This is a genomic window from Chungangia koreensis, from assembly GCF_042651785.1.
Classification (GTDB): Bacteria; Bacillota; Bacilli; order Bacillales_A; family Planococcaceae; genus Chungangia; species Chungangia koreensis.
In genome coordinates, this window is record NZ_JBHSEC010000007.1 from 57,278 (window position 1) to 81,986 (window position 24,709).

Sequence of the window (24,709 nt, forward strand, 5' to 3'; positions counted from 1 at the left end):
CCAACATGAGAAACTTTTTTAAATTTACCGAACGGAGTACTTCCTATAAGCAGGAAACACTAGCAGGACTGACGACCTTCCTATCCGTAGCATATATACTTATCGTGAATCCACTGATCCTCAGCCAAGCTGGGATGGATAGTGGGGCTGTATTTACTGCAACAGCTCTCACTGCGATCATCGGTACACTGCTTATTGGCTTCCTTGCTAACTACCCGATCGCCATTGCACCAAGTATGGGATTGAATTCATTTTTCACTTTTTCTGTGTGTATCGGGATGGGGATCCAATGGGAAGTTGCCTTGGCTGGTGTATTTATTGCTGGAATCATTTTTATGTTGTTAAGTTTAATGAAAATCCGGGAGAAGATCATTAATATCATTCCACTGGATTTAAAATATGCAATCGCTTCGGGAATTGGATTCTTCATTACCTTTATCGGGTTAAAAAATGGAGGAATTATCACCTCCAATCCAGATACATTTGTTTCAATTGGAAACTTAACCTCACCTACGACCTTACTTGCCATTTTGGGCCTTGTACTTACGATTGTTATGTTAATACGTGGAGTTAGTGGAGGGATTTTCTACGGAATAATTATTACAACAATTATTGGAATGATTTTCGGATTAATTAATGTTCCTTCAACCATTGTTGGAAGTATTCCGAGCATGGAACCGACATTTGGTGTCGTGTTTTCTCATTTGGATGAAATTTTCACCCCTGACGTATTGGCAGTGATCTTCACTTTTTTAATTGTTGCCTTTTTTGACACGGCTGGTGCATTAATTGCACTTACCAGTCAAGCTGGAATTATGAAAGATAACTCTATTCCAAAGATCGGGCGAGCGTTACTTGCCGATTCTACTGCTGGTGCAGTTGGAGCTATATTGGGAACATCGACACCTGCTACGAGTGTTGAATCTTCTGCTGGAATTGCTGTCGGAGGAAGAACAGGCTTTACATCCGTCATTATTGCAGCCTGTTTTATGATCGCTTTGTTTTTTTCACCCATTCTATCCGTCATTACAGTGGAAGTTACAGCGCCTGCATTAATTATTGTAGGGACATTCATGGTAATGGGCATAAGTAAGGTAAACTGGAATAAGTTAGAGATTGCCATTCCATCCTTTTTAACGATTATCATGATGCCCCTCACTTCAAGTGTGGCAATAGGTCTTGCATTTGGTTTTATTCTGTATCCACTTTGTTTAGTTGTACAAAAGCGTTATAAAGAAATTCATCCAATTATGTATGTACTTTGTTTATTATTCATACTGTACTTTGCTTTTATCGTGTAGACTTGGGAAAGAGAGATTAACAAAGTAAAATCAGACTTCAATCGAACAGGCTGCTATCCACTCCCATGGATAGCAGCCTGTTTGATTTAACCTGCCGAAGTGAGCTATTTACTTATGATAACGACTAATCGGAAGGACGAGTGGTGTGTTTGAAATGGGATCATTGATGACATGGCAATCCAAGTTGAAGATTTCTTTAATAAGCTCGCTTGTAATGATGTCATTTGCTGAACCTTCAGCAAGCAGTTTCCCATCTTTTATAGCATATAAATGATCTGCATAGCGTGCTGAAAGGTTTATATCATGAAGCACCATGACGATGGTCGTTCCATACTTCGAATTTAAGTCTTTCAATAAATCTAAGATTTCCACTTGATACGTAATATCTAAATAGGTTGTAGGCTCGTCTAAAAATAAAATATCGGTTTGCTGGGCTAATGCCATTGCAATCCATACACGTTGGCGTTGCCCGCCCGATAGTTCATCAATATGCCGATGACTGAATTCGGCAATATTCATCATATCAAGAGCAGTCGCAACTGCTTCGTAATCTTTCTTAGACCAACTTGAAAACATCGATTGGTGAGGGAAGCGTCCTCGACCGACTAAATCGGCAACCGTAATACCCTCTGGGACGATCGGTGACTGAGGCAAGAGTCCAACCGTACGTGCCAATTCTTTCGATGGGATGCCGTAAATCGATTGGTCATTTAACAACACATCACCACTTGTTGGTTTTAATAATCGAGCCATAGTTTTTAACAAAGTAGATTTTCCACAGCCATTTGAACCGATAATAATACTAATCTTATTCTCAGGAATCGATAGGCTTATATCCTTTAAGATGAGGTTTTGGTCATAGCCGGAATGTAGGTTTTTCGTTTGTAATGTCTGGGACATCAGATACTCCCCTTTCGATTCATCTTGATCAGTAAGAATATTAAATACGGTGCTCCGATAATGCCGGTAATAACTCCAACAGGGAAGCGTGTTTCAAATGCAAATTGTCCGATCAAATCTGCTGCAAGTACCAAAATTACACCGATTAATCCGGAAGGTATAAGAGCTGAAAATCCAACTCCCACAATTCTTCTTGCGATAGGACCGGCCAAAAATGATATAAAAGCAATGGGGCCTGTTGTGGCAGTTGCTAAAGCAATTATTAATACAGCACTTACTAATAACATGATGCGAACACGATTTGTTGACACACCTAAAGAGGTAGCCGCTTGTTCACATAACTCTAACATTTCTAAATGACTTGAAAGGTAAATAAAGATCGGTGTAGAAATGACTAACAAAATGAATAAAGGCAGTACCGTTTCAATCGTGGCCCCATTTAGACTCCCGCTGACCCAGCGTAGAGCAGTGGGTAAGTCATGTGTTTTTGCAATTAACATGAAATACGAAATTAATGCATTTAACATGGCTTGGATTCCAATTCCGATTAAAATTAATCGACCGATGGAAAATGATGTTCCTTTAGAAAAACCGTATATAATGGCTACTGTCAGTAATCCGCCCACAACAGCAGCAAATGATATCACCGTATTGCTTGCTTGAAGAACGACAATACAAAATACAGCTGCAGCACTTGATCCTGCTGTAATCCCAATGACATTTGGATTTGCTAAAGGGTTTCGCAGCATAGTTTGGAATATATAACCCCCGACTCCAAATGCAAAGCCAGCAAGAAGTCCAGCTAACATACGTGGTAAACGTAATGTTCCAACCGCAAAGCTTGCCCCTTTAACTTCCTCGCCCAATAGAACAGCAATCACTTCGTTTACCGGGTAAATCGTATTACCAAGCATAAGCATGGCGCAGCAGAGTGCTAAGGCAATGACGATTAATATGAGCACCGTCGTAAAATAACGACGTTTACGTTTCGATCTTGATAGAATGATGGTATGTAAAGTATCGTTGTTCATCATAGGCTACGCATTTTCGCTTTCATCGTAATATATATTAAAATCGGTGCGCCAATAAAGGCTGTTAAAATTCCAACCTCTACTTCTCCGGGACGAGCGATCAATCTTCCCACAACATCGGATATCGTCAAAATAATACCACCTGATAGGGCGGAAAGGGGGATGACGAATCGTAAATCCGGTCCAATCATTAATCGGATGACGTGAGTCGCGAGTAGTCCAATAAATCCAATCGGTCCTGCAAAGGCGGTCGCAGCTCCACAAAGTAAAACTCCTGCAAAAGCAGAGGCTAAACGAATCGTCCCTGTCTTAACCCCTAATCCTGTTGCTACTTCATCTCCTAATGCCATTGCATTTAAAGCAGGTGCAGTCATAACGGCAATGACTAAACCTACCAATAAGAATGGTAAAAGCAATTGAATACTTTCCCACGTGCCAGCTCCAACACTCCCAACCTGCCAAAAGCGGAATTGATCCATCACATTTTGACGAGGGATCATTATTGCTGTTACAAGTGACGAAAGTATGGCACTCGTAGCAGCTCCTGCTAATACGAGCTTTAAAGGAGTCGCTCCGCTTCCGCCAAGAGAACCAACGGCAAACACAAAAATAGCAGTAAGAATCGCACCTGCTATAGCCAACCAGACATATTCACTTGGAGAGCTAATATGGAAAAAGGCAATTCCACTTACGACAAAAAGAGCAGCCCCTGTATTAACCCCTAAAATACTTGGATCAGCAATTGGGTTTCGTGTGACCGATTGCATTAGTGCCCCAGATACACCTAATGCTGCACCACACATGAAACTGAAAATCGTACGCACAACCCGCTGACGAACGACACTCGATTCATGGTCGTTTAATTCTGGATGGAATAGTCCATCCAGAATTGTAGACCACCCGATTGAGCGAGATCCAAAAGCGATCGAAGCAATAATTGATACAACTAATAATACAAATAGAATGATTGTTAACTTCCCTAAGTTTTGAGGAAGGAAAGATTGCTTCTTTTGTTCAACGTTCAACTGTTTCATAGCTATTTAATATTCTTCGCTACGTCTGAGATTAAAGTTAAGTATTCATCAATAGTATATTGAATAGATAGCGGGTTTGGATTACCAGCAGCCGCTAATGGTGTGTTGTCTTCGATAACTACAACGTTGCCAGCAGCAATGGCAGGAACTTTCCCTAAAATAGGATCTGCTTGTAAGGCTGCTAATGTATCTTTGTTTCCATAAACAATCAGTAAATCAGTGTCATTTAAAGCATCTGCATTTTCTGCACTTACTTGTATATAGAAACTGTCATCTGTAATTAGCTTTTTAATTCCTTCAGGATATTCCATCCCTAAGTCGGATAAGAATTCGCCTCGTGGGTCTGTTGGTGTATAAATATAGAAGCTTGATAAATCCTCTGTGTTAAACATACCGAATGCAGCTTTTTTTCCTTTAATAACCGAGTACTCATTTGCTTTATCGGCGATTAACTTTTCAGTTTCCGCAACTAATTTCTTACCTTCTTCTTCCATACCCATCCCTTTAGCGTTTAATAATACTTGATCACGCCAAGGTGTTACCCAAGGTGTTTCTTCGTAAGGAACGACAGGTGCAATCTGGCTTAAGGTGTCATATTCCTCTTGTGTAATACCAGAGTAAGCAGCAAGAATCACATCTGGATTACTATCAGCAATTGCCTCAAAGTCTAAACCATCTGTATCTTGGTAAACTGTCGGATTTTCTTCACCCAACTCTTTTAACTTTTCTGCAGTCCAAGGCAACAAGCCTGAATCATCTTGAATTCCGTAGTTAGCGGCGGAGAAACCTACTGGTACAACTCCAAGTGCCAATGCTACGTCATGGTTGGCCCAAGCGATGGTCGCCACTCGTTCAGGTTTTTCGTCAATTGTTGTCTCACCAAATGCATGTTGGATGACAATTGGGTACTGACTATCGGTATTTTTTTCCGTTGTGGAATCTGTTTTTGTTGAACTGTCATCTCCACAAGCAGCAAGAACAACAACCAAAAAGGATAGTGTCAGAAGTAGTAGTGATTTTTTCATTCGAATAGCCCCACTTTAACTTTATTTTTATAGCTAATTGATAAAGATTCTCATTATCAGTTATATGATTTTATCATACGCGAAATTCTTTCCATGTCAATAATTATTTGAGAATGATTTTCAATTAAATTGATTTTGAAAGATAAATCGGTGATTTGGTTAAGAAGTTATTAAATGATGGGATGAAATGGATTTATTAATTTGATGAAGCTCCATCGTCTTCACTCCGAAATTCGATAATTATTTTGTGCCCATGGAAAAATAAGAAGGAAATAAGGAACTTTCTGTCGAAATAAGTAAGGAATTTCAATTTAATGGGAGTTGTTGGAAAATGGTTATGAATGATACATCTATGAAAGAAGCCACTATATTTAACCATGTTGGAAATAAATTAAAAACAGAAGATCGAGAGATTCATATCATTGCTCGATATGAAGAACCGCTTATAGTAGTTTTGGGCTCAGTATTGGATGATGAGGAATGTGATGCCTTAATTCAATTGGCAAAAGACCGCCTTCAGCGTTCAAAAATTGGAATGACAAAAGAAGTCAGTGATATACGAACAAGTAGCGGTGCGTTTTTAACCGATATTAATAATGAAATTCTTAAAAGGGTGGAAAAAAGGGTATCGTCCATTATGGGAATCCCGATCGAGCATGGGGAGGGACTGCATATTCTGAACTACAAACCGGGTCAAGAGTATAAAGCGCACTATGATTATTTCGCTCCTGCAAGCAAAGCGGCAAGCAACAATCGAATAGCGACGCTTGTGCTTTACTTAAATGACGTGGAAGAGGGGGGAAGCACCTATTTTCCGAAACTAAACTTTTCCGTTAGTCCACAAAAGGGCATGGCCGTGTACTTTGAATATTTTTATAACGATCAAACGTTAAATGAATTAACACTGCACGGAGGAGCTCCAGTAGAAAAAGGGGAGAAGTGGATCGCCACGCAATGGATGAGAAAGCAGAAAATAACTTAGCACCTTGGAGTTAGCAAAACTATTAAAAAAGATTAAAAGTGGATAGGTTTTAGAACCTGTCCATATTTTTTAAGCTTGATACTATTAACATTTTTCAGGGAGGACTGTGTAATGGTCATTGACCTACTAAAAAAGTTAATTTTGATTGATAGCTCAACTAAAGATGGAGCAAATTTGGCCGTGGATTTCTGTAGGCGTTGGTTAGAAGAGCAGAACTTAACGGTCAAGGAATTGACGAACAATGGATATAAAATGTTGGTTTGTGAGATCGGCAGTGGTGATCAAACCATTATTTTTAATGGACATGTAGACGTTGTGAGCGGGAATGAGGAACAATTTATTCCTGTCGAAAGAGATGGGAAATTATATGGGCGCGGAGCTGCTGATATGAAAGCAGGTGTTGCAGCCATGATGGTTGCGATGAAACAGTTGAAAGACCTTAATTTGAGATCGAAAGTTCAACTTCAGATTGTATCAGATGAGGAAATTGGTGGACTGAATTGTTCAGGTTATTTAGCTGATCAAGGGTATCGTGGCGACTTCGTCATTTGTTCGGAACCAACACAACTTGGAATAGGGCTTCAGGCAAAAGGTGTTTTACGTTTAGACATTGAGATTAATGGAAAACCCGCTCATGGCAGTAGACCTTGGGAGGGGGTTAATGCAATAGAAAAGGCCTACTATGAATATGAAAAGATCTTAGAACTGCCTTTTTTAAAGGAGAGTTCAGAGCTCTATACGTCACCTTCTATCAATCTTGCAAAGATTCAAGGTGGAGATGCTTACAATAAGGTGCCGGAAAAGTGTGTGTGTTCTCTAGATATTCGCTATTTACCCACACAAACCGCAGAAGAAGTGATTGCACAAATTGAAGGTGTAGTTGATGGAAAGGTAACTGCCGTTCTTATTGGCAATCCTGTAAAAACAGAGGCCAATAGTCCATATATTGAGTTGCTGTCGCCAGTTATTCAAAAAAACTTGGAGAAAGAGGCTCGTTTATTTGGCCAACACGGTTCCGCCGATACGCTGTTCTTTGCAAATTACGGTATTCCAGCTATTGAATTTGGTCCAAGTGGGGCCAATTGGCACGGAGATGAGGAATATGTAATAGTGGAGTCAATTAGTCAGTACACTCGAATTTTAGTTGATTTTGCAATGGAAGTAAATCTTGATAAGTTTGAAGAACAAAGACGAGGAGATTAGGTATGAAATTTTTGCTTACATCAGCAGGCGTCAAAAATAATAGCATACATGACGCATTAGTTAATATGCTGGATAAACCAATTGCCAAGTGTAACGCCCTCTGTATTCCCACTGCACTGTACGGACACCCCTGGGTAGGCCCGGGGATTAACGCCTGGAATTTCATCACTGGGAAATCTGATCACCTGGTCGACTTGGGTTGGAAGTCTGTCGGTGTGCTGGAGCTTACAGCGCTGCCAAGCATCGACGAAGACCGCTGGGTGCCGCTGGTCCGGGAGACGGACGTCCTGCTGGTGGCCGGCGGCGACGCCCTCTACCTGTACCACTGGATGCGGCAGTCCGGACTAGAAGCCCTCTTGCCGTCCCTGGATGCAGTCTATGTGGGGATGAGTGCAGGGAGCATGGTGATGGCACCTAACATCGGGGAATACTTCGTTGGTTGGACGCCACCCAACGGTGTTGATGAAGCGCTGGGTCTGGTCGACTTTGCCATGTTTCCGTATCTGGATCATGAGTTGCTCCCGGGAAATACGATGGCCGCTGCTGAGAAATGGGCAGCGGGGATGCAGGTACCGGCGTATGCAATGGATGATGAAACCGCCATTAAAGTGGTCGATGGAGAGGTCGAAGTAGTATCCGAGGGAAATTGGAAACTGTTTATGCCATGATCTATCTATACTGATAGCTTTTTTGTGCAATCTCGTTAATATCGTTTTGACTGAAAAACAAAAGGTACAACTAGGAAATCTCACTAGTTGTACCTTTTTATGTTGAAATGGCCTACTACCCATATTGCTTTCACTGCGTTCAATGAATCTCTTGAATAACTTTTTCTAAAAATTCACCCATTCGCTTAACAGCCGGCTCTGAAAAATCAAAACTGACCCCGGTTTCTTCATAAATTTCGGCGATGGATTGGTTGTAGTCAGCGCCTGCACCTTTTTTAAAGGCTTCGACAGCTAACTCTGGATCCTTCTGATAGTTCTCAAGTAATTGAAGAGCCCCCAGCATCGAGATGGAATATTCAATATTATAGAAAGGATATTGAATATAGTGAAGAGTGCCTACCCAGCTCATTCCAACTTCCTCTTCAAGCCCGGTAGTATCGACCGGATTTAAACCATAACGTTTTGAGATTTCAAAGAATTTTTCATCGCGCTCTTTGGCAGTATGATGAGGATTCGTATACATCCAATGTTGGAAAAGGTCTCCTGACAATGGACCGAATAACATGGTGAATGCCCGTTTCAGTTCCTCACGCTGTGCGTTCTTAAATTCTTCTTCTGGATAAAACTGATCCAACTTATCCAATAACAGCAATTCCATCCCATGAGAATACAGTTCAGCAACTTCTGCTCGCATTTGATAATCTTCCATAGGACCGTGCTCGGAAAACTGGAGATAGCCATTCACCGCATGACCCATTTCATGAATCAATGCGATCAGAGAGAAAAAGGATGGACTAAAGTTCGCAAAAACAAAAGTATCCCCGGAAGCTGGTAAGTCGGTACAGAAACCACCTGGGCTTTTTCCTTTCCGATCCCCAAGGTCGAGTAATCCATGCTCTATCATGTAATCGAAACGATCTGAAAAATAGGAATCGGTTTTCCCTAACATTTCAGAAACGCCATCCAAGAGAGAGGACACCTCGGAGTAAGGTGGGTTTTTTAAGAGTTTGGCACTGTTATCCCAAGGTCGATAAGTATCGACACCAAGCTTAGACTTAAACACATCTGCCAGTCTGTTCCATGCCGGGATAATATGCTTTTCTACATTTTCATGAAAGTCATAACAATCTTGAACACTATATTCACGGTTTTTGGACACAAATGTATAATCACGATAATTGTCAAAACCAGCATTTAAAGCGATTTGATGGCGAAGTTGAACGAGTTCATCCATGATGGCATCCATATCGGGCTTAATTTGACGATAGGCTGCCCTTATTAAGTGATAAGCTTTTTCTCGCACAGCTCTGTCCGGATGATCAAGTTGGGATTCGACAAACGGAAAAGGCTTTTCCTCTCCTTCCCATTCAACAGTTAGTCCTCCCATAATTTCACTATACTTCGTACTAAGCTCCTGTTCTTTTACAAACAATGGAATATTTTCTTCTCTGAACAGTTTCACTTTAGATTCTCGAACACGTCGCATTAAGCCGTATCGGTTTTCATCTAATTGATCGAGAAAGGAAGACTCACAAAATTTCTCATCGAGTTTTGCTTCATATTTCATTAAGAGTGGTTGGATTACTTGCTGGTCGTGGAGAAAAGTTTTCTTAATGTCCGGATCATCTGTATTTCGGTAGAAGTCGACTTGATGACCTGTCATCGCCTCCGAAATTTTGATCATCAATCCCCTTTCAGATTTTAACCATTCTTCTAAATCAGAAATGGAGTTAATCGGAATTTCAATCAAATGTTGAAATTGAGCTTCGACTCCTTCCACATCCTGTAAATCGATTAATTCTTTATAATACTTAGTATGTATTTCTTGTGTCATGAAAACGTTCCCCCTATTAATTGTTTTAATTGTCCTAATATTTATATTATAGTTTCGTCGAGTTTCATACCAGCTTTTTCAATAGAATCGACATTTATTTCTGAAGTGAAGAGGGGAGACTGTATGTCTCACAGAGAAAATTAGCATGAAAAAAGACCGTTAGATCGATTTCTAACGGTCCTTCATCAATAAATTTATTTCTTGCTAATAGAAGGTAACGGGATATAACCGATGTTCCCTGGATTTTGAGAGCTAACCATTAAGTAAGAGTAGCCATTTAAATCCTCAATCGCTTGAATACCGGTTACTTCCCCGCCATCAGGAGCAGAAACGATACGAGAAAGTTTCTTTGTATCCACATTATAAGCCCAGCCAACATTGTTTACATGATTACCAGAGTCCTCAGCAATAAATAAAGTTCTCAAATTTTCGGAGTAGACAATATTGTCCGGATTAGCAATCTGATCAAGATGCGCTTTGTTACCTTCAGCATCTTTCGGGATGTCTTCACCGACCAAAATAGCTGACATATTCGCAACAACATAATCGCTATCTATTGGACTACCTTCACTGTCCATTTGTTCTTTAGCAATATTCATTTCATAAATACCGCCAGCGTTGATTTTTGGCAAGCGAATATCATCTACAGGATCATTTGGATTTTCTTCCATGCCTTTTGCAATCGTAGACATAGCCATGTAAACTTTGTTATCGGCTTTGTTGAAAGTGAGTGTTTCCATTTTATTGAATTCCGCAGTTGCTCCTTGCATTGCCCCATAACGGCGTGATTCAAGGAACGCAGCTGCTTTTTCCATGCCTGGTTTGACTTTCAAATATTCTTCACCAGCTGAAGTCTTAACATGGCTGAAGCCATTTGCTGCTGCATACTCAGTATCATCAGTCGTTTCGAAAATATCACTGAATGTAAGAGTTTCAGCTAATTCTTTCACTTCTTCATCCGTTGCATGTCCTAATTTAATCCATTCCATATTACCAGCTCCGCCGTTTTCAGCACTAGTTTGCTCGAATTTTGCAGCATATAGTGTCCCGGCTGATAAATCCTTTTCTTCGTCAGCAATGTACATAAAGGAAGTCACATAGCTGCCGTCATCTCCATAGTAAACCGTGCGGTTATCCGGTGCGACAGTTACATTTTCAAAAGATAAACGCCCCATGCTGTGGTGTTTAACCGCTTTTGAATCACCATTTGGATGAACGGATACCTCTGTTGTATAGCCGTATAAGTATGGATTTCCAATCGCCTTTGGATCTTGATAATAATTCCGAGCGAATTGTGTAACAGAAGATGATTCAGGATTTTTTTCATGGGCACGAGCATTTGGTTCATATTCTTCACTACCTAAATGAGTGTTCCAAGGGGATAAGATGCCGGCACAAGGAGTCCAAACACCGCCAAATTCCGAAAAATCAATTGGTTCAATATCAGTGATTTTAAGTTCGCCAGTTTTCTTATCTTGTTCGACAGTATTTAAATATAACGCTCTTGGTACAGTCCCAATTTCATTATTTGGCATACTTTCAAAATGATTGATCATATACAACTTGCCACTTTTTCCATTCACACTTAGGAGTGTATTTGCATCCGGTGCAGTAGAAACAATAGGCTCTCCATTTGCATTAGTTATGAGATTGCCATTAGCATCGACTGCTGCCCCTACAATCTTACCGTTAATGACATTACCAGGCTAAGTTAACGGGCTATAATCTAAATCAATTGTTTTTTTAGACCCGTCTTTTAATGTCACCGTTGCTTGGGCATCACTGTACATCGTGGATTTTTCTTCAGCAGTAGCAGGTACAGGCATACTAACAAATTCAACAGATTTTACGTTTTCCACTTGTTTATACGGATCAGCAAATACATTCACCGCAGATGGAAAGAGAATTGCTGCACTTAATACTGGAATAATAACCTTCCTTTTGTTCATAACATTAAACCTCCTAAGGTTAAAAAATATGTTTCCTTAATCACCTTAGTATTTAAATGTTAATAGACTATTAATAGATTATTGTGCAATTGTAAAATCATCTTTTATATACAAAAACAAAACTAATTTACTATAAATTACATGCGACCTAAGAGGTGGTTATCTGTTTGAAAATGGAGAATGAGTGGGACTGGCTAATTTGAAGCCATTCGAGCCGAGAGGAATAAATTGATTGATGGGGAATTCATGATGGAGATCCTGAGAAATAAAAAACGAATTCCGTTTAGAGGAATTCGTTTTTGTCTGCTATAAATAGTGGTCTGATGGTTTGAAAATCAGATTAAGGGTTCGTCGACCAAAGTCCAGCATGTTTCAATACAACACGAGGATGTAGTTTTAACTGAGCAACGATTAGCTCTGCTAAGTCTTCAGGTTGCATCACTTTTTCAGGATTGCCATCAGTTAAGTTCAGTTCAACAGCCATATCGGTCGCTACTGTACTTGGCGTTAATGTAACAACGCGGATATCTTTCTTGCGGACTTCGAGCATTAATGATTCACTTAGCCCGATAACTGCAGCTTTGGAAGCTGAGTATGCACTCGTGAGGGGTGCACCTTTTTGGCCGGCTGTGGATGAAATATTAATGATATCGCCTGTGTTTCGTTCGATCATTTCTGGTAGTACTGCTCGTGTAGCGTAATACACACCCTTAACGTTGACATCGATGATCTTGGTCCATTCTTCTGGCGTTAAGTCTAAGAAGCCACCGAATTTTGAAATGCCGGCATTGTTGACTAAAATATCGATTGGACCAAGCTCGCTGCGTATGGATTCGATCGCTTCGGTAATAGAATTCAAATCTGCTACATCTGCCGCAGCGACAGCCACTTTTACATCATACTGTTTAAGTTCTTCTGCGACTTTTTGTAAATTATTTAGTGTACGGCCAACAAGGCCTACACGAATACCTTCTTGTGCAAAAGCAATGGCTGTTGCTCGTCCAATCCCTCGTCCTGCTCCAGTAATAATAGCTACTTTCCCTATAATGGTTTGCATTGTTTTTCCTCCTTTTATAACGACAATACCTACTTTAGACGAAATAATAGATTATTAAACAAAATAACACTTGGGATAGGGGAGTTAAAAAATACCGTGTAGAATTAGGTCCATTCGTAGGGATTGGAACTCGTTTGGTTTCAATCAATCAAAAATATAACTAACAACATCGATCGCTTGATCAATCGTTTCTACTGTTACATTCGCTTTGTTTGAAAGCTCTTTTAATGGGTGAATCAATGATTCAGGTCTAATGAGTATCGTCGGCTTGTTCATCGCGATGGCAGTGCTGGCGTCCATGGCTGTATTCCATTGCTTATATTTTTCTCCAAATAAGGCGATGACGATATCCGCTTTCTGCATTAATACTTGGGTTCTGAGATTATTGATATCCGAAGCTGCAGCATCTTTATAAAAGTTAGATGGCTGCTTTCCTAATATTTCTTCTCCGATATTGTCTGAACGATCATGGTTTGTTTGTGGGCCTACAAATACGAGTGGAAGATTTTTTGCCTTTGCTTTTTGTGCAACTTCATCTCTCCAATCATCGTGAATCTGACCAGCTAAATAAACGACAAGTTCCAAACTGATTCCTCCAATACTATTTGATTTAACCTCTATCTTATCTAACTTTCCAAAAAGTTTAAAAAGAAGCGCTTTGTAGCCTTATTTTATTTTAATTTTTGAAACTAAAACTATAAATAATACAATAGTGTAAAATGGGTTGTCAACATGAAATTTGTGATATTTTCGAAAAAATGTTACAATTGTCTTACAATTGTTTTTTGAATCGTATTCCAAAGTCTGCTGTATATTTTTTCTGCAGATAGAATGTTGAATACGTTTTTTTATATTCTTTTTTAAAGCGAGGAAAAAACAGTTGTATGAGCTTAATACGATGCTGAATAGTAAACGAATTTTTATTCTACATAGGAGGAATGTAAAAATGAATTTGATTGATAAGAAAGTTACACACAAGCGTTTTGGTACAGGGAGCATAGTTGAACATAATGACTCAATAATCGAGATACATTTTGCAACGGAAATTAAGAAGTTTGTTTTCCCTGATGTATTTGCCAAGCATCTCGAACTGCATGACAAAAGTGTTGCTCATTCACTTGAAAAAGTTATACAAGAAAGGGAAAACGAAAGGAAAGAGGAAGAATTAAAGAAAGAAGAGGAAAAAGAACTACATCGTAAAAAACACGAACTTCGCTTGGAACATGAAAAACTGATGAAAAATCACAAGCTTCATCCACAATCTCAAATGGTTTTTTGGTGTGATACAGAAGAACGGGATAGTGCTTTTTCAGAGTGGAAGGTTTTTTCAGGGATTATAAAAAGCGGGACTAATAAAGGGCAGCCAAACAAACCAAGCCGTTTGCACCAAAATAGTGCTGTTCTGTTAACGGGGGTAGACTCTAACAAGTCTGAAGAAGATAGACGGATTTTAGGTGTCTATATGGTGGAGGAAGAATTTATCGGTAAGCATTGTGAAGATGGAAATATTCCTGCTCATTCAGTCTATAGACTTCAACTTTCAGAAGAAGAATCTGCTCAGATGTTTTTCTGGAATTATTACGTCAACGAAAAGTTCCCCGACAAAATGACATGGAATACTGGAAAGCACCGATACTTTGATAATTCATGGATGGCTCAAATTTTGCAGGATATCATTTCGTTGAAAAATGACTCGGAGGAACGGAAGCAGGTACAACAATTTTACGATCATTTTTGTAAAATGAATCACATAACAGATCAGGAGTTACCAAAGCCTAACGGCGCATTAATGCGTAAATAGATCAGTTGTATACATTGGAACAAATTTAAAAAAATATAAAAATGCATTCATGTATAGAAAGGATAGAAAAATGTCAGAAAGAAAAGATGAAATCATCTTAAGAGGACTCACAGAAAATAATCTAAAAAATATAGATTTAAACATACCTAAAGAAAAAATCATCTTATTTACTGGTCTTTCAGGCTCAGGAAAGAGCTCAGTTGTTTTTGATACGTTAGCTACTGAGAGCAGAAGACAAATGACGTTGAACTATCCTCTCTATGTGAGAAATCAAATGCCAAGGTACGAAAGACCTCATGCCGATCTTATGCAAAACTTAAGTCCCGTCATCGTGGTGGAGCAAAGACCGATAGGAGGTAACTCTCGTTCTACGGTAGGCACCTATATGGACATAGATCCATTAATTCGACTGTTGTTTTCGAGAATCGGACAACCACCAATCGGTTCTGCCACTGATTTTTCAATCCAAAGCAGCTTTGGCAGATGCCCTGAATGTGGTGGGTTTGGAGAGGTAATTGCACCAGATGTAAATAAGCTGGTCGATTTCGATAAGTCACTTCGAGAGTATGCTGTTCAATTTAAGCCGCTATCTCCATCAGGTTGGCAAGGGAATTGGATGATGACATGCGGATTATTCGATCCGGATCTACCCTTAAAGGACTATCCAGAAGAAAAGCTCCGCCTGTTATTATATGGTCCGAGGGAAGGTGAAAGAGCGTATGCACCGTTCCACACCAAAAATGGTCCCCACAATGCAGAGTGGGATGGTTTATTGCCCAGATTTACACGCGTCTACATAAATAGAGATATCTCAAAACTAAAGCAAGTATCCCAAGAGGATGTAATAGCAGTATCAACTCATTCGCTATGTCCAACATGCCAAGGTTCGGGCCTTAACCCGCAGGTGTTAGAGTGCCGTATAAATGGCTTGAATATCGCAGAATATGATCAATTAGAGCTTCCGGAAATCCTAAAAGAACTAAAAAACATAAAAGAACCTATGGGAGAATCGATCGCAAAACAAGCAATCCCATATGTTCAACAATTAGTGGACATGGGGTTAGGGTATTTGAGTCTCTCAAGAAAGATGGGTACCCTTTCAGGCGGGGAAGCTCAGAGGGTGAAAATTGCCCGTCATTTAGGGAGCAGTTTAAACAATATCACCTACATATTCGATGAACCAAGTGCGGGACTTCATCAAGAAGAAGTGAAACTGTTAATTCAGATGCTAAAAAGGATCAAAGATCAACATAATACCGTCATCGTAATCGAACATAATCTATCCGTTATCAAAGTAGCTGATGAAATAATAGAGATGGGTCCTGGAGCAGGTGTTAATGGAGGGAAAGTTGTCTATCAAGGAAAATTAGAAGGATTAACAAACACGCCAACTGCAAAAGCCTTAAAGCAAAAAATACAAATTAACAAAAGTCCAAAGGGACGTAAAAGTTATTTTTCAATGAGAGGTGCAAGGAATAATAACCTGAAAAATGTGAATGTAGATATTCCTAAAGATGTCTTAGTCTCTGTATGCGGAGTATCGGGTTCAGGTAAAAGCTCATTAATACTGGAAGCATTCAAGGAAAGATACCCGGATTCCATTACAGTAGGACAAGGTGGCATCGGAATCTCAAGCCGCTCGACCATGGCTACATATATGGGAATAATGGATGACATTCGCGCAACCTTTTCTAAAGCAACGGGACAACCGGCAGGATTATTCAGTTTCAACTCCTTAGGAGCATGTCCTGTCTGTAAAGGAAAAGGAGTGATCACTCCTGAAGTTGCATTTGCAGATCCAGTAACAATCCCTTGTGAAGCATGTGGCGGTACGAGATATTCCGACGAAGCATTGAGCTATCGATATGAGGGTAAAAATATCATTGAAATATTAGAATTAACAATAGACGAAGCTGCTGATTATTTAAAACAACAAAAGATCTTAAATAGAGTGAACACACTTAAAGATGTAGGTTTAGGATATTTGACCTTGGGGCAGACGACAAGTTCCTTGAGTGGTGGAGAAATCCAACGTCTAAAACTCGCGAGCCAATTACAAAAGAAAGGTCAAATCTATCTGTTAGACGAACCTTCCTTAGGATTACACGCCGAAGATGATGAAAAACTTCTAAATGTATTTCAAACTCTGGTAAACAAGGGCAACTCTGTCATCATAGTCGAGCATAATTTAGACTTTATAGCGGCGAGCGACTGGATTATTGAAATGGGTCCGGGGGGCGGAAAACAAGGTGGGCAAATACTTTTCGAAGGCACTCCGGAAGAAATGCTAAACGCAGAAACTGTGACTGCGAAATGGTTAAACGAAGGAGTAAGATAGAAAAGATAGCTGTTACTTGTGTGAAAACAAATAATCATAAGTTAAACCAGGACAGTGTCATTTAGAATGTCATTTGTTATCCTATATAAAAACTATGAAGAGGTTTTAGTATGAAAAATGATCAACGAAATTTATCGCCGGAACAACAGAAAGAATTGTTTGAAATTTTGAAAGACCGTTTCGAGAACAACATGAATCGTCATGAAGGACTCCACTGGGCCGAACTCCAAGCCAAGTTAGAAGCTAATCCTGAAAAATTATGGTCGCTAAACGAGATGGAAGCAACTGGCGGCGAGCCGGACGTTGTAACCTACGATCAAGAAACTAAGGAATATGTTTTCTTTGATTGTTCAGCGGAAAGCCCGAAAGGACGCAGAAGCATTTGTTACGACCGTGAGGCGTTGGAGGCAAGGAAGAAACACAAACCCGAAAACAGCGCGATGGATATGGCTACTTACATGGGGATTGAGATTTTAACAGAAGAGGAATACCGTAAACTGCAGGAACTCGGTAATTTCGATTTAAAAACATCGAGTTGGATCCAAACACCTGAACGAATTCGAAAATTAGGTGGTGCCCTATTCTGTGATCGCCGCTATGACACGGTATTCGTGTACCATAATGGAGCGGATTCCTATTATGGTGCAAGAGGTTTCCGTGGGGTACTAACGGTTTAAATCAAAGAGTAGATGTTATAACTATAAAGAAGCAGAGAGCGGGACATCAAACGCTCTCTGTTTTTCATTGTGAATGAATTTTTATGGAAATCATTTGTAGTCGTTATCAAGGGCAAACATAGTAGAAAAATGTTATACTAGATAAGTATGAGTCATACTGTCCAAAAGACAGAGTCTTTTTAATAGAAAGGAATGTGAAGGAAATTGAGTAACGGTATTTTCAAGATCCCTACACCTACAAACGAACCGGGCAACACGTATGCACCTGGTACAAAAGAACGGGAAACGCTAAAGGCGGAATTAGAACGTCAATCGAATGTGGTCGTTGATATTCCTGTAATTATCAACGGTGAAGATATTAAGACAGATACAGTCAAGCAAGTGGTTATGCCACATGATCATCAACATGTATTAGCAAACTATTCACAAGCTGGTGAAAAGGAATTGCGTGATGCAGTTGAAGCGGCAATGGCTGCGAAAGAAGCATGGGCAAATATGCCTTGGGAACACCGTGCATCGATTTTCTTAAAAGCTGCTGATTTGATTTCCGGTCCTTACCGCGATGTCATGAATGCTGCAACGATGCTTGGACAATCCAAAACAGCTATTCAAGCTGAAATTGATTCTGCACAAGAACTAATCGACTTCCTACGTTTCGGCGTAGATTATGCAAATCAGGTATATCAAATTCAACCAGAAAGCATGAAGAATATTTGGAACCGTACGGACTACCGTCCATTAGATGGTTTCGTATTAGCAATCTCTCCATTTAACTTCACAGCTATTGGCGGTAACTTACCAGCAGCTCCAGCGATGATGGGGAACGTAGTTGTTTGGAAGCCTGCGACAACTTCTATGTTAGCAAACTACTACTTCATGCGTATTTTGGAAGAAGCGGGATTACCAAAAGGTGTTATCAACTTTGTGCCATCTCGTGGTTCTCAAGTATCTGAAGTCGTGTTAACTGACCGTCGTATGTCTGGATTCCACTTCACTGGTTCTACCAACACGTTCAACACGATTTGGAAAACAGTAGGGGAAAATATTAATAACTACATTTCTTATCCACGTTTAGTTGGGGAAACAGGCGGTAAAGACTTTGTATTTGCTCACGAAACTGCACAAGCCGATAAAGTAGTAGCGAGTCTTGCTCGTGGGGCATTCGAATACCAAGGTCAAAAATGTTCAGCGGCTTCCCGTGCTTACATCCCTGCAAGCATGTGGGAAGATGTAAAAGCTGGATTAATCGAAGAAACTGCAAAACTGAAAGTTGGGGATGTCCGTGACTTCCGTAACTTCATGGGTGCTGTAATTGATAAGCCGGCATTCGATTCCATCACAAGCTATATCGAATATGCGAAGGAATCGGATGAAGCTGAAATCATCACAGGTGGTACGTATGATGATTCAGTCGGTTATTTCATTCAACCGACAATTATTGTGACAACAAATCCAAACTTCAAGACGATGAAAGAAGAAATCTTCGGACCGGTCTTGACGATCTATGTATATGAAAATGATCAATTGGAAGAAACTTTGACAGCTGTTGATACAGCTTCTATGTATGCATTGACAGGTTCCATCTTCGCACAAGACCGTCAAGCGATCCAATACTTGGAAAACCGTTTGTCCGGTGCGGCTGGTAACTTCTATATCAATGACAAGCCAACTGGTGCGATGATCAACCAACAGCCATTCGGCGGTTCACGTGGATCAGGTACAAATGACAAAGCAGGTTCTGTCTTCAACGCAATTCGTTGGACAACTCCTCGTGTCATCAAGGAAAACTTTGCACCAACAACTGATGTTGCATATCCATTTATGGATGAAGAATAATAACTAATGAAAAGGGTTGAAACGAATCGTTTCAACCCTTTTTATATAAGTGTCCACTTCCTTTCTACTGTTAATTGTGAGGGAAGGTAATTCATGTTACAGTTAGTAAGAAAATTTTCACAGTGAATAGGAGAACTACATGATCGAAATTAAAACATCTTCCCTTAGCGATGGAGAATTCAATCGAGGGGTATTTGCCACACGTGACATCAAAAAAGGTGAACTGTTGCATGAGGCACCGGTGATTGCATACCCGAACGAACAGCATGAGCATATCGAGAAGACATTGCTTGCAGATTACGCTTTTGAATATGGAATTAACCATACTGCGTTTGTGTTAGGTTATGGGATGTTATTTAACCATTCCTATCAACCGAATGCCACTTATGATATAAATTTTGACAATCATACTTTTGACTTTTACGCGTATACGGACATAAAAGCAGGAGAAGAAATCTTGATCAACTATAATGGCGACGAAGAAGATCAAGAATTACTCTGGTTTGATCAGGACAAAGAAGGCAAAGAAGAATAAAATACAACTGGTTCTGGCGTTAATCCCACACAAATGGATTAACGCTTTTTTTATTGAACCTTTTGTTGATTAACGCGTTATAACTAATGAGTATAATTAATTATCAATAATAATATAATGCAATACAATTATTATTTATTGTAACTCGATAAATAATGGTTTAAAATTATGATTAATATCAATAGTGAGGTGCTTTTAATGAAACTTGGTTCAACAACATTTTTAAAGTTAGCAGTTTTTCTACTCGGGATTCCAGCACTCATTTTATATGGGGTGGGCTTGCCGTATTTAATTAAAAATCCTGCAAATCCGGACTATGGCCATATACTGTATCCGATTGTAATCGTGATTTTTATCTCAACGGTCCCGTATATCGCAGCTTTAGTTCAAGCTTTCAAGCTTCTCAGTTATATCGATCAGAACATAGCATTCTCGGAAAGATCAGTGAAGGCACTAAAAAATATTAAATACTGTGCAGTCACCATTGTTGGTTTGTATGTAATTGGTTTGCCTTTCATCTTTATGGTCGCAGAGTTGGACGACGCTCCAGGTCTCGGTGTAATAGGAATGCTCCTGATCTTTGCTCCACTGGTGATCGCAGTGTTTGCTGCTGTTCTCCAAAAACTTCTACAGGAAGCCATTCATATAAAATCTGAAAATGATTTAACGGTCTGAGGTGAAAACATGGCGATTATTATAAATATTGATGTGATGTTAGCGAAAAGGAAAATGAGTGTGACGGAACTTTCGGAGAGGGTTGGCATAACGATGGCCAATCTTTCGATATTGAAAAATGGGAAGGCAAAGGCGATTCGATTATCAACGTTAGAAGCGATATGTAAGGCATTGGATTGCCAGCCTGGTGACTTACTTGAATACCGAAGTGAAGATGACTAGTACAAAATTTTCAGGAGTCCCTTTAAAAGGAGAGTATCTCATGAATTCAACTTTACAAAATGATTCCTCGGTAAGTTCCAATCGAGTTGAAAACGCGTTTAAACAGCTTGTTCGTTTTGGGTGGGAGCAAGCATTATCCTGTTTGTTCCCTGTCGTGATTTTCACTTCATTGGCCCTTACACAAATCATTCCACTCCCTTTGCTGCCCAGGTATGATTGGCTGCTGATCATTTGTCTTGTAATGCAGTGGTGGATGGTGCGATCTGGACTTGAGACACGGGATGAACTAAAGGTGATTACATTATTTCATGTAATAGGTCTCGCTCTTGAAATATTTAAAGTCCATATGGGATCGTGGTCATATCCGGAAGAAGGGTATTTCAAAGTTTTTGGAGTTCCTTTGTATAGCGGTTTCATGTATGCGAGTGTTGCCAGTTATCTATGCCAGGCATGGAGGAGACTGAAAGTCCAACTCATTAAGTGGCCCCCGTTTTGGTTAGTTGTACCTCTTGCAGCGGCAATCTATTTAAACTTTTTCACCCATCATTACTGGATTGATGTCCGGTGGTGGTTAGCGGGACTTGTCATGATCGTCTTTTGGCAGGCATGGGTTACATATGAAGTAAATGGGTTCCGTTACCGGATGCCACTCGCACTGGCATTTGTACTTATCGGCTTCTTTATATGGATTGCAGAGAACATCGCCACTTTCTTTGGAGCTTGGGAATATCCAAACCAAACCGATGCATGGAGCCTCGTGCATTTAGGAAAGGTCAGTTCCTGGCTTTTGTTAGTGATTGTAAGTTTTTTAATCGTTGCGACATTGAAGCGGGCGAAGGGGAACGAGATGGCTATTTTTAATTCAAGAAAGAAAAGCGGTAATATAGAGCAGTAAATTGAGATTGAGAGCGATTCGTTGAATGGGCTCTCAATTTCTAATATTCATCCCCTATTTAGCTATTTTTGAGGAATTGGACGTCTATACTATAATTTATCTAACGCACTCCTCCATATATAGGAAGAGCAGTTAAAAAAGTATTTTAATACTAAACTATTTAGTGCTAAAATAAACGAGAGAGGGAGAAGTGGAATGAAAGAGTCCGTATTTGAGTTAATTAGACAAGCAGAAATATTGAACAATGAATCCATTATCCGGTTTATGAATTTGTTTTCGGGAAACCTAAGTGTGTCTCATTGTTTAGTTTTAAATGAACTGAAAGAGAAGGGACCGCAAAAGCCTTCTGAACTGGCCAGGAAATTGAATTATACGCCTGGAGCGCTTACTGGAATTTCCACAAAGCTGATTAACGAAGGGTATGCTGTGCGACAGTATGACAAGGCAGATCGCCGAATTGCCCGGATATCGATCACGGAGGCTGGAATTGACATCTTGAAGATTGCACAAAAAGCAGGCCATGAATTGCGTGCAGATCTATACTCTGTATTGTCTGATGAAGAAATAAATCAATTATTGGTGATTCAGAAAAAATTGCTCAATCATCTTCTCTCCAAGAAATAACTCATAAGGAGTGGGAAAAAATGGGTCGAGTATCAGGTAAAGTTGCTCTAATAACTGGAGGAGCATCAGGAATTGGCTTGGCAACCGCTAAGTTGTTGGCCAAGGAAGACGCAAAAGTGGTCATCGGTGATTTCAACCTTGAAGGCGCAGAACAGGCAGTCAAAGAGATTAAAGAGGCAGGCGGAGAAGCCGCTGCTATCTTCTTGGACGCCGGGAAAGCCGAATCGATTGAAGAAGCAGTGGAGTTTACAGTTTCCACCTATTCCAAAATCGACATTCTATACAATAACGTCGGGTTAACGAATCTTCAAAAGGACTTGGATGTCGTCAACATGGATTTGGATGAATGGGATCGGTTGATGAACGTTAACTTAAAGAGCGTATTATTGGGAAGCCGCTATGCGATTCCGCATATGCAAAAAACTGGCGGCGGTTCAATTATCAATACGACTTCGATGGCAGGATTTGCATCAGATGCAATCCGCTCGGCATATGGGGCTTCGAAAGCCGGAGTTGTGAGCCTTACCGGCTATATCGCTACTCAATACGGAAAGGATCGGATCCGTTGTAATGCAGTTGCTCCAGGTTTGATCTTGACACCTGCAGCCGAGAAGAACCTTCCGCCGCAAGTGCTGGAAATCTTCAAAAAATACAATGCACTTCCTTATAATGGAGAACCGGATGATATTGCTTATACCGTCTTGTTCTTAGCATCTGACGAATCTAAATATATTACTGGCCAAACAATTAAAGTCGAAGGTGGACACTACATCGCCAATCCGTCCATTGCTGATTTCCAAAGCTTTATGAGTCAAGCCCGTTCTAATACGAAGGAATGAGAGGAACTGGCATGACGACGAAAAAGAAACTGCATTTTGCATGGTTGGTATTAATAGGACTTTGTATCACCGTCGGTTTAGGAAAGGCCGGATTGAATAACACTGCCGGATTATTCATATCTCCAGTGGCACACGATCTTGGTGTCGGAGTGGGTAATCTTACACTTTACTTAAGTATTTCTGCCATCATCACGATGATATTCCTTCCGATCGGAGGAAGGATTTTAGGGAAATACGATGCTCGTATTGTGTTGATCGTGGCAATCCTGTTACAGGCAGGTGCATATGCCTTATTCGGATTCATGAATTCTGTGTGGGGTTGGTATGTATTAGCGATCCCGTTGGCTGTCGGTGGCGTATTTATTACCGTATTAGCTGGACCGGTCATGGTTGAACGCTGGTTTAAAAAGCGTAATGGAATGGCTCTTGGAATTATGACAGCAGTCGGTGGCCTTTTAGGAGTATTGGCTCAGCCAGTGGCTGGAAACTTAATCGCCAATCTTGGCTGGAGACATTCCTACACCATATTAGGAGTAGCAGTAATAATTATTGTGATTCCGACCATCCTTTTCTTGATTCGAAACAATCCGAAAGATAAAGGCTTGGCGCCTTATGGAATTGATGCTGCCCAATCTGATGAAAAACACGGTATGGATTTAATGCAAGGGATTGCTTTTAAAGATGCAAGTAAGTCTGCAGCGTTTATTTTATTGGCTCTATTCCTCTTTATCGTAACTTCTGTGGCGAGTTTCGCCATTCACATTCCAACATATTTAGTGAATTTAGGGTACGATGTGAAATTTGCGGGGAATGCCATGGCGGCACTAAGTGTAGGCGTTTTCGTAGGGTCCCTCACATTCGGTTATTTAACTGACCGGAGCGGAGCCAAGATGACTGCGGTTATTGCCATGATTATCGGTTTTATCGGCGTGAGCCTATTGCTGCTCTTCGCTTCAAGTACCGCTATGATCATTACAGGGTTAATCCTGTTCGGATTTGTTTCCACGTCTATCGGAACAGTAGGTCCTGCCATGACATCCGCTCTTTTTGGGAGTTTGGAGTACAGTCAAATCTTTTCAACCGCATCGCTTGGACTTGCGGTAGCATCCATCATCGCCTTGCCGGCTTATGGATATGTATTTGACTTCTTGGGAAGCTACATCCCAGCGATGATTACCATTTTAGTCTTATTAGTACTTAACATCTTTTTCGTCTTGCTTGCATTTGCAAATAAAGAAAAATTGGTTAAGAGTGGAAAATGGCAACAACAATCTAAATGAGGT

Annotated in this window: 24 protein-coding genes; 15 read left to right on the plus strand and 9 right to left on the minus strand. The window is 40.2% G+C overall.

Going from position 1 to position 24,709, the window contains the following annotated elements; translation table 11 throughout:
* The first annotated feature begins 5 nt into the window (after window positions 1-5).
* Entirely contained in the window at window positions 6-1,301 is a 1,296-nt protein-coding gene (locus ACFOZY_RS06425) for an NCS2 family permease (protein WP_378153504.1), read from the plus strand.
* Window positions 1,302-1,409: 108 nt separating this feature from the next.
* Here the strand turns inward: ACFOZY_RS06425 and ACFOZY_RS06430 are convergent, their stop codons facing one another.
* From ACFOZY_RS06430 to ACFOZY_RS06445, 4 genes are read right to left on the minus strand one after another with little or no spacing between them, the layout of a single operon-like run.
* Entirely contained in the window at window positions 1,410-2,201 is a 792-nt protein-coding gene (locus tag ACFOZY_RS06430) for an ABC transporter ATP-binding protein (protein ID WP_378153506.1), read from the minus strand.
* A complete protein-coding gene (locus tag ACFOZY_RS06435; protein ID WP_378153508.1) occupies window positions 2,201-3,235 on the minus strand; it encodes a FecCD family ABC transporter permease in 1,035 nt (344 codons plus the stop codon). Before ACFOZY_RS06435 ends, ACFOZY_RS06430 begins: the two co-directional genes overlap by 1 nt.
* Window positions 3,232-4,266, minus strand: a complete 1,035-nt coding sequence (locus ACFOZY_RS06440; protein WP_378153510.1) for a FecCD family ABC transporter permease — start codon at window positions 4,264-4,266, stop codon at window positions 3,232-3,234. Before ACFOZY_RS06440 ends, ACFOZY_RS06435 begins: the two co-directional genes overlap by 4 nt.
* A gap of 2 nt (window positions 4,267-4,268) precedes the next feature.
* The gene (locus ACFOZY_RS06445) at window positions 4,269-5,291 is read right to left on the minus strand and encodes an iron-siderophore ABC transporter substrate-binding protein (RefSeq protein ID WP_378153512.1); all 1,023 of its coding nucleotides are present in this window, start codon (window positions 5,289-5,291) and stop codon (window positions 4,269-4,271) included.
* A gap of 331 nt (window positions 5,292-5,622) precedes the next feature.
* Here ACFOZY_RS06445 and ACFOZY_RS06450 point away from each other — a divergent pair, with 331 nt between their 5' ends.
* The 3 genes from ACFOZY_RS06450 (at window position 5,623) to ACFOZY_RS06460 (ending at window position 8,144) form a co-directional block, all read left to right on the plus strand.
* A complete protein-coding gene (locus tag ACFOZY_RS06450; protein ID WP_378153514.1) occupies window positions 5,623-6,273 on the plus strand; it encodes a 2OG-Fe(II) oxygenase in 651 nt (216 codons plus the stop codon).
* A 111-nt stretch (window positions 6,274-6,384) separates the two neighbouring features.
* Window positions 6,385-7,476 carry a M20 family metallopeptidase gene (locus ACFOZY_RS06455; protein ID WP_378153516.1) on the plus strand — a complete coding sequence of 364 codons (1,092 nt, stop codon included), beginning with the start codon at window positions 6,385-6,387 and terminating at the stop codon, window positions 7,474-7,476.
* A 2-nt stretch (window positions 7,477-7,478) separates the two neighbouring features.
* Window positions 7,479-8,144: a Type 1 glutamine amidotransferase-like domain-containing protein gene (locus ACFOZY_RS06460; RefSeq protein ID WP_378153518.1), complete on the plus strand. Its 666-nt coding sequence runs from the start codon at window positions 7,479-7,481 to the stop codon at window positions 8,142-8,144.
* A 139-nt stretch (window positions 8,145-8,283) separates the two neighbouring features.
* Here the strand turns inward: ACFOZY_RS06460 and ACFOZY_RS06465 are convergent, their stop codons facing one another.
* The 5 genes from ACFOZY_RS06465 to ACFOZY_RS06485 all read right to left on the minus strand — a co-directional run bounded on the left by ACFOZY_RS06465 (window position 8,284) and on the right by ACFOZY_RS06485 (window position 13,569).
* Window positions 8,284-9,978 (minus strand): M3 family oligoendopeptidase, encoded by a 1,695-nt coding sequence (locus ACFOZY_RS06465; RefSeq protein ID WP_378153520.1) that lies wholly within the window; start codon window positions 9,976-9,978, stop codon window positions 8,284-8,286.
* Window positions 9,979-10,172: 194 nt separating this feature from the next.
* Window positions 10,173-11,534: a PhoX family protein gene (locus ACFOZY_RS06470; protein ID WP_378153522.1), complete on the minus strand. Its 1,362-nt coding sequence runs from the start codon at window positions 11,532-11,534 to the stop codon at window positions 10,173-10,175.
* A gap of 150 nt (window positions 11,535-11,684) precedes the next feature.
* Window positions 11,685-11,927, minus strand: coding sequence for a hypothetical protein (locus ACFOZY_RS06475; RefSeq protein ID WP_378153524.1), 243 nt, complete (start codon window positions 11,925-11,927; stop codon window positions 11,685-11,687).
* 340 nt (window positions 11,928-12,267) lie between these two features.
* The gene (locus ACFOZY_RS06480) at window positions 12,268-12,984 is read right to left on the minus strand and encodes a 3-ketoacyl-ACP reductase (protein ID WP_378153526.1); all 717 of its coding nucleotides are present in this window, start codon (window positions 12,982-12,984) and stop codon (window positions 12,268-12,270) included.
* A gap of 144 nt (window positions 12,985-13,128) precedes the next feature.
* Window positions 13,129-13,569 carry a YtoQ family protein gene (locus ACFOZY_RS06485; protein WP_378153528.1) on the minus strand — a complete coding sequence of 147 codons (441 nt, stop codon included), beginning with the start codon at window positions 13,567-13,569 and terminating at the stop codon, window positions 13,129-13,131.
* A 361-nt stretch (window positions 13,570-13,930) separates the two neighbouring features.
* Here ACFOZY_RS06485 and ACFOZY_RS06490 point away from each other — a divergent pair, with 361 nt between their 5' ends.
* The 11 genes from ACFOZY_RS06490 to ACFOZY_RS06540 all read left to right on the plus strand — a co-directional run bounded on the left by ACFOZY_RS06490 (window position 13,931) and on the right by ACFOZY_RS06540 (window position 24,706).
* On the plus strand, window positions 13,931-14,785 hold the full coding sequence (locus ACFOZY_RS06490) for a hypothetical protein (RefSeq protein ID WP_378153530.1): 855 nt from the start codon (window positions 13,931-13,933) through the stop codon (window positions 14,783-14,785).
* A 70-nt stretch (window positions 14,786-14,855) separates the two neighbouring features.
* Window positions 14,856-17,123 (plus strand): ATP-binding cassette domain-containing protein, encoded by a 2,268-nt coding sequence (locus ACFOZY_RS06495; protein WP_378153532.1) that lies wholly within the window; start codon window positions 14,856-14,858, stop codon window positions 17,121-17,123.
* Window positions 17,124-17,233: 110 nt separating this feature from the next.
* Window positions 17,234-17,800, plus strand: coding sequence for a DUF4256 domain-containing protein (locus ACFOZY_RS06500; protein WP_378153534.1), 567 nt, complete (start codon window positions 17,234-17,236; stop codon window positions 17,798-17,800).
* 204 nt (window positions 17,801-18,004) lie between these two features.
* Window positions 18,005-19,636: an L-glutamate gamma-semialdehyde dehydrogenase gene (gene pruA, locus ACFOZY_RS06505; RefSeq protein ID WP_378153536.1), complete on the plus strand. Its 1,632-nt coding sequence runs from the start codon at window positions 18,005-18,007 to the stop codon at window positions 19,634-19,636.
* Window positions 19,637-19,775: 139 nt separating this feature from the next.
* Window positions 19,776-20,171, plus strand: a complete 396-nt coding sequence (locus ACFOZY_RS06510; RefSeq protein ID WP_378153538.1) for an SET domain-containing protein — start codon at window positions 19,776-19,778, stop codon at window positions 20,169-20,171.
* Between the two features lie 198 nt (window positions 20,172-20,369).
* Entirely contained in the window at window positions 20,370-20,846 is a 477-nt protein-coding gene (locus ACFOZY_RS06515) for a DUF2975 domain-containing protein (protein ID WP_378153540.1), read from the plus strand.
* A gap of 9 nt (window positions 20,847-20,855) precedes the next feature.
* The gene (locus ACFOZY_RS06520; protein ID WP_378153542.1) at window positions 20,856-21,068 is read left to right on the plus strand and encodes a helix-turn-helix domain-containing protein; all 213 of its coding nucleotides are present in this window, start codon (window positions 20,856-20,858) and stop codon (window positions 21,066-21,068) included.
* Window positions 21,069-21,108: 40 nt separating this feature from the next.
* Window positions 21,109-21,963, plus strand: a complete 855-nt coding sequence (locus ACFOZY_RS06525) for a DUF817 domain-containing protein (RefSeq protein ID WP_378153544.1) — start codon at window positions 21,109-21,111, stop codon at window positions 21,961-21,963.
* Window positions 21,964-22,158: 195 nt separating this feature from the next.
* Entirely contained in the window at window positions 22,159-22,587 is a 429-nt protein-coding gene (locus tag ACFOZY_RS06530) for a MarR family winged helix-turn-helix transcriptional regulator (protein WP_378153546.1), read from the plus strand.
* Window positions 22,588-22,607: 20 nt separating this feature from the next.
* A complete protein-coding gene (locus ACFOZY_RS06535) occupies window positions 22,608-23,426 on the plus strand; it encodes an SDR family NAD(P)-dependent oxidoreductase (RefSeq protein WP_378153549.1) in 819 nt (272 codons plus the stop codon).
* A gap of 11 nt (window positions 23,427-23,437) precedes the next feature.
* Window positions 23,438-24,706, plus strand: a complete 1,269-nt coding sequence (locus ACFOZY_RS06540; RefSeq protein ID WP_378153552.1) for an MFS transporter — start codon at window positions 23,438-23,440, stop codon at window positions 24,704-24,706.
* Window positions 24,707-24,709 lie beyond the last annotated feature (3 nt).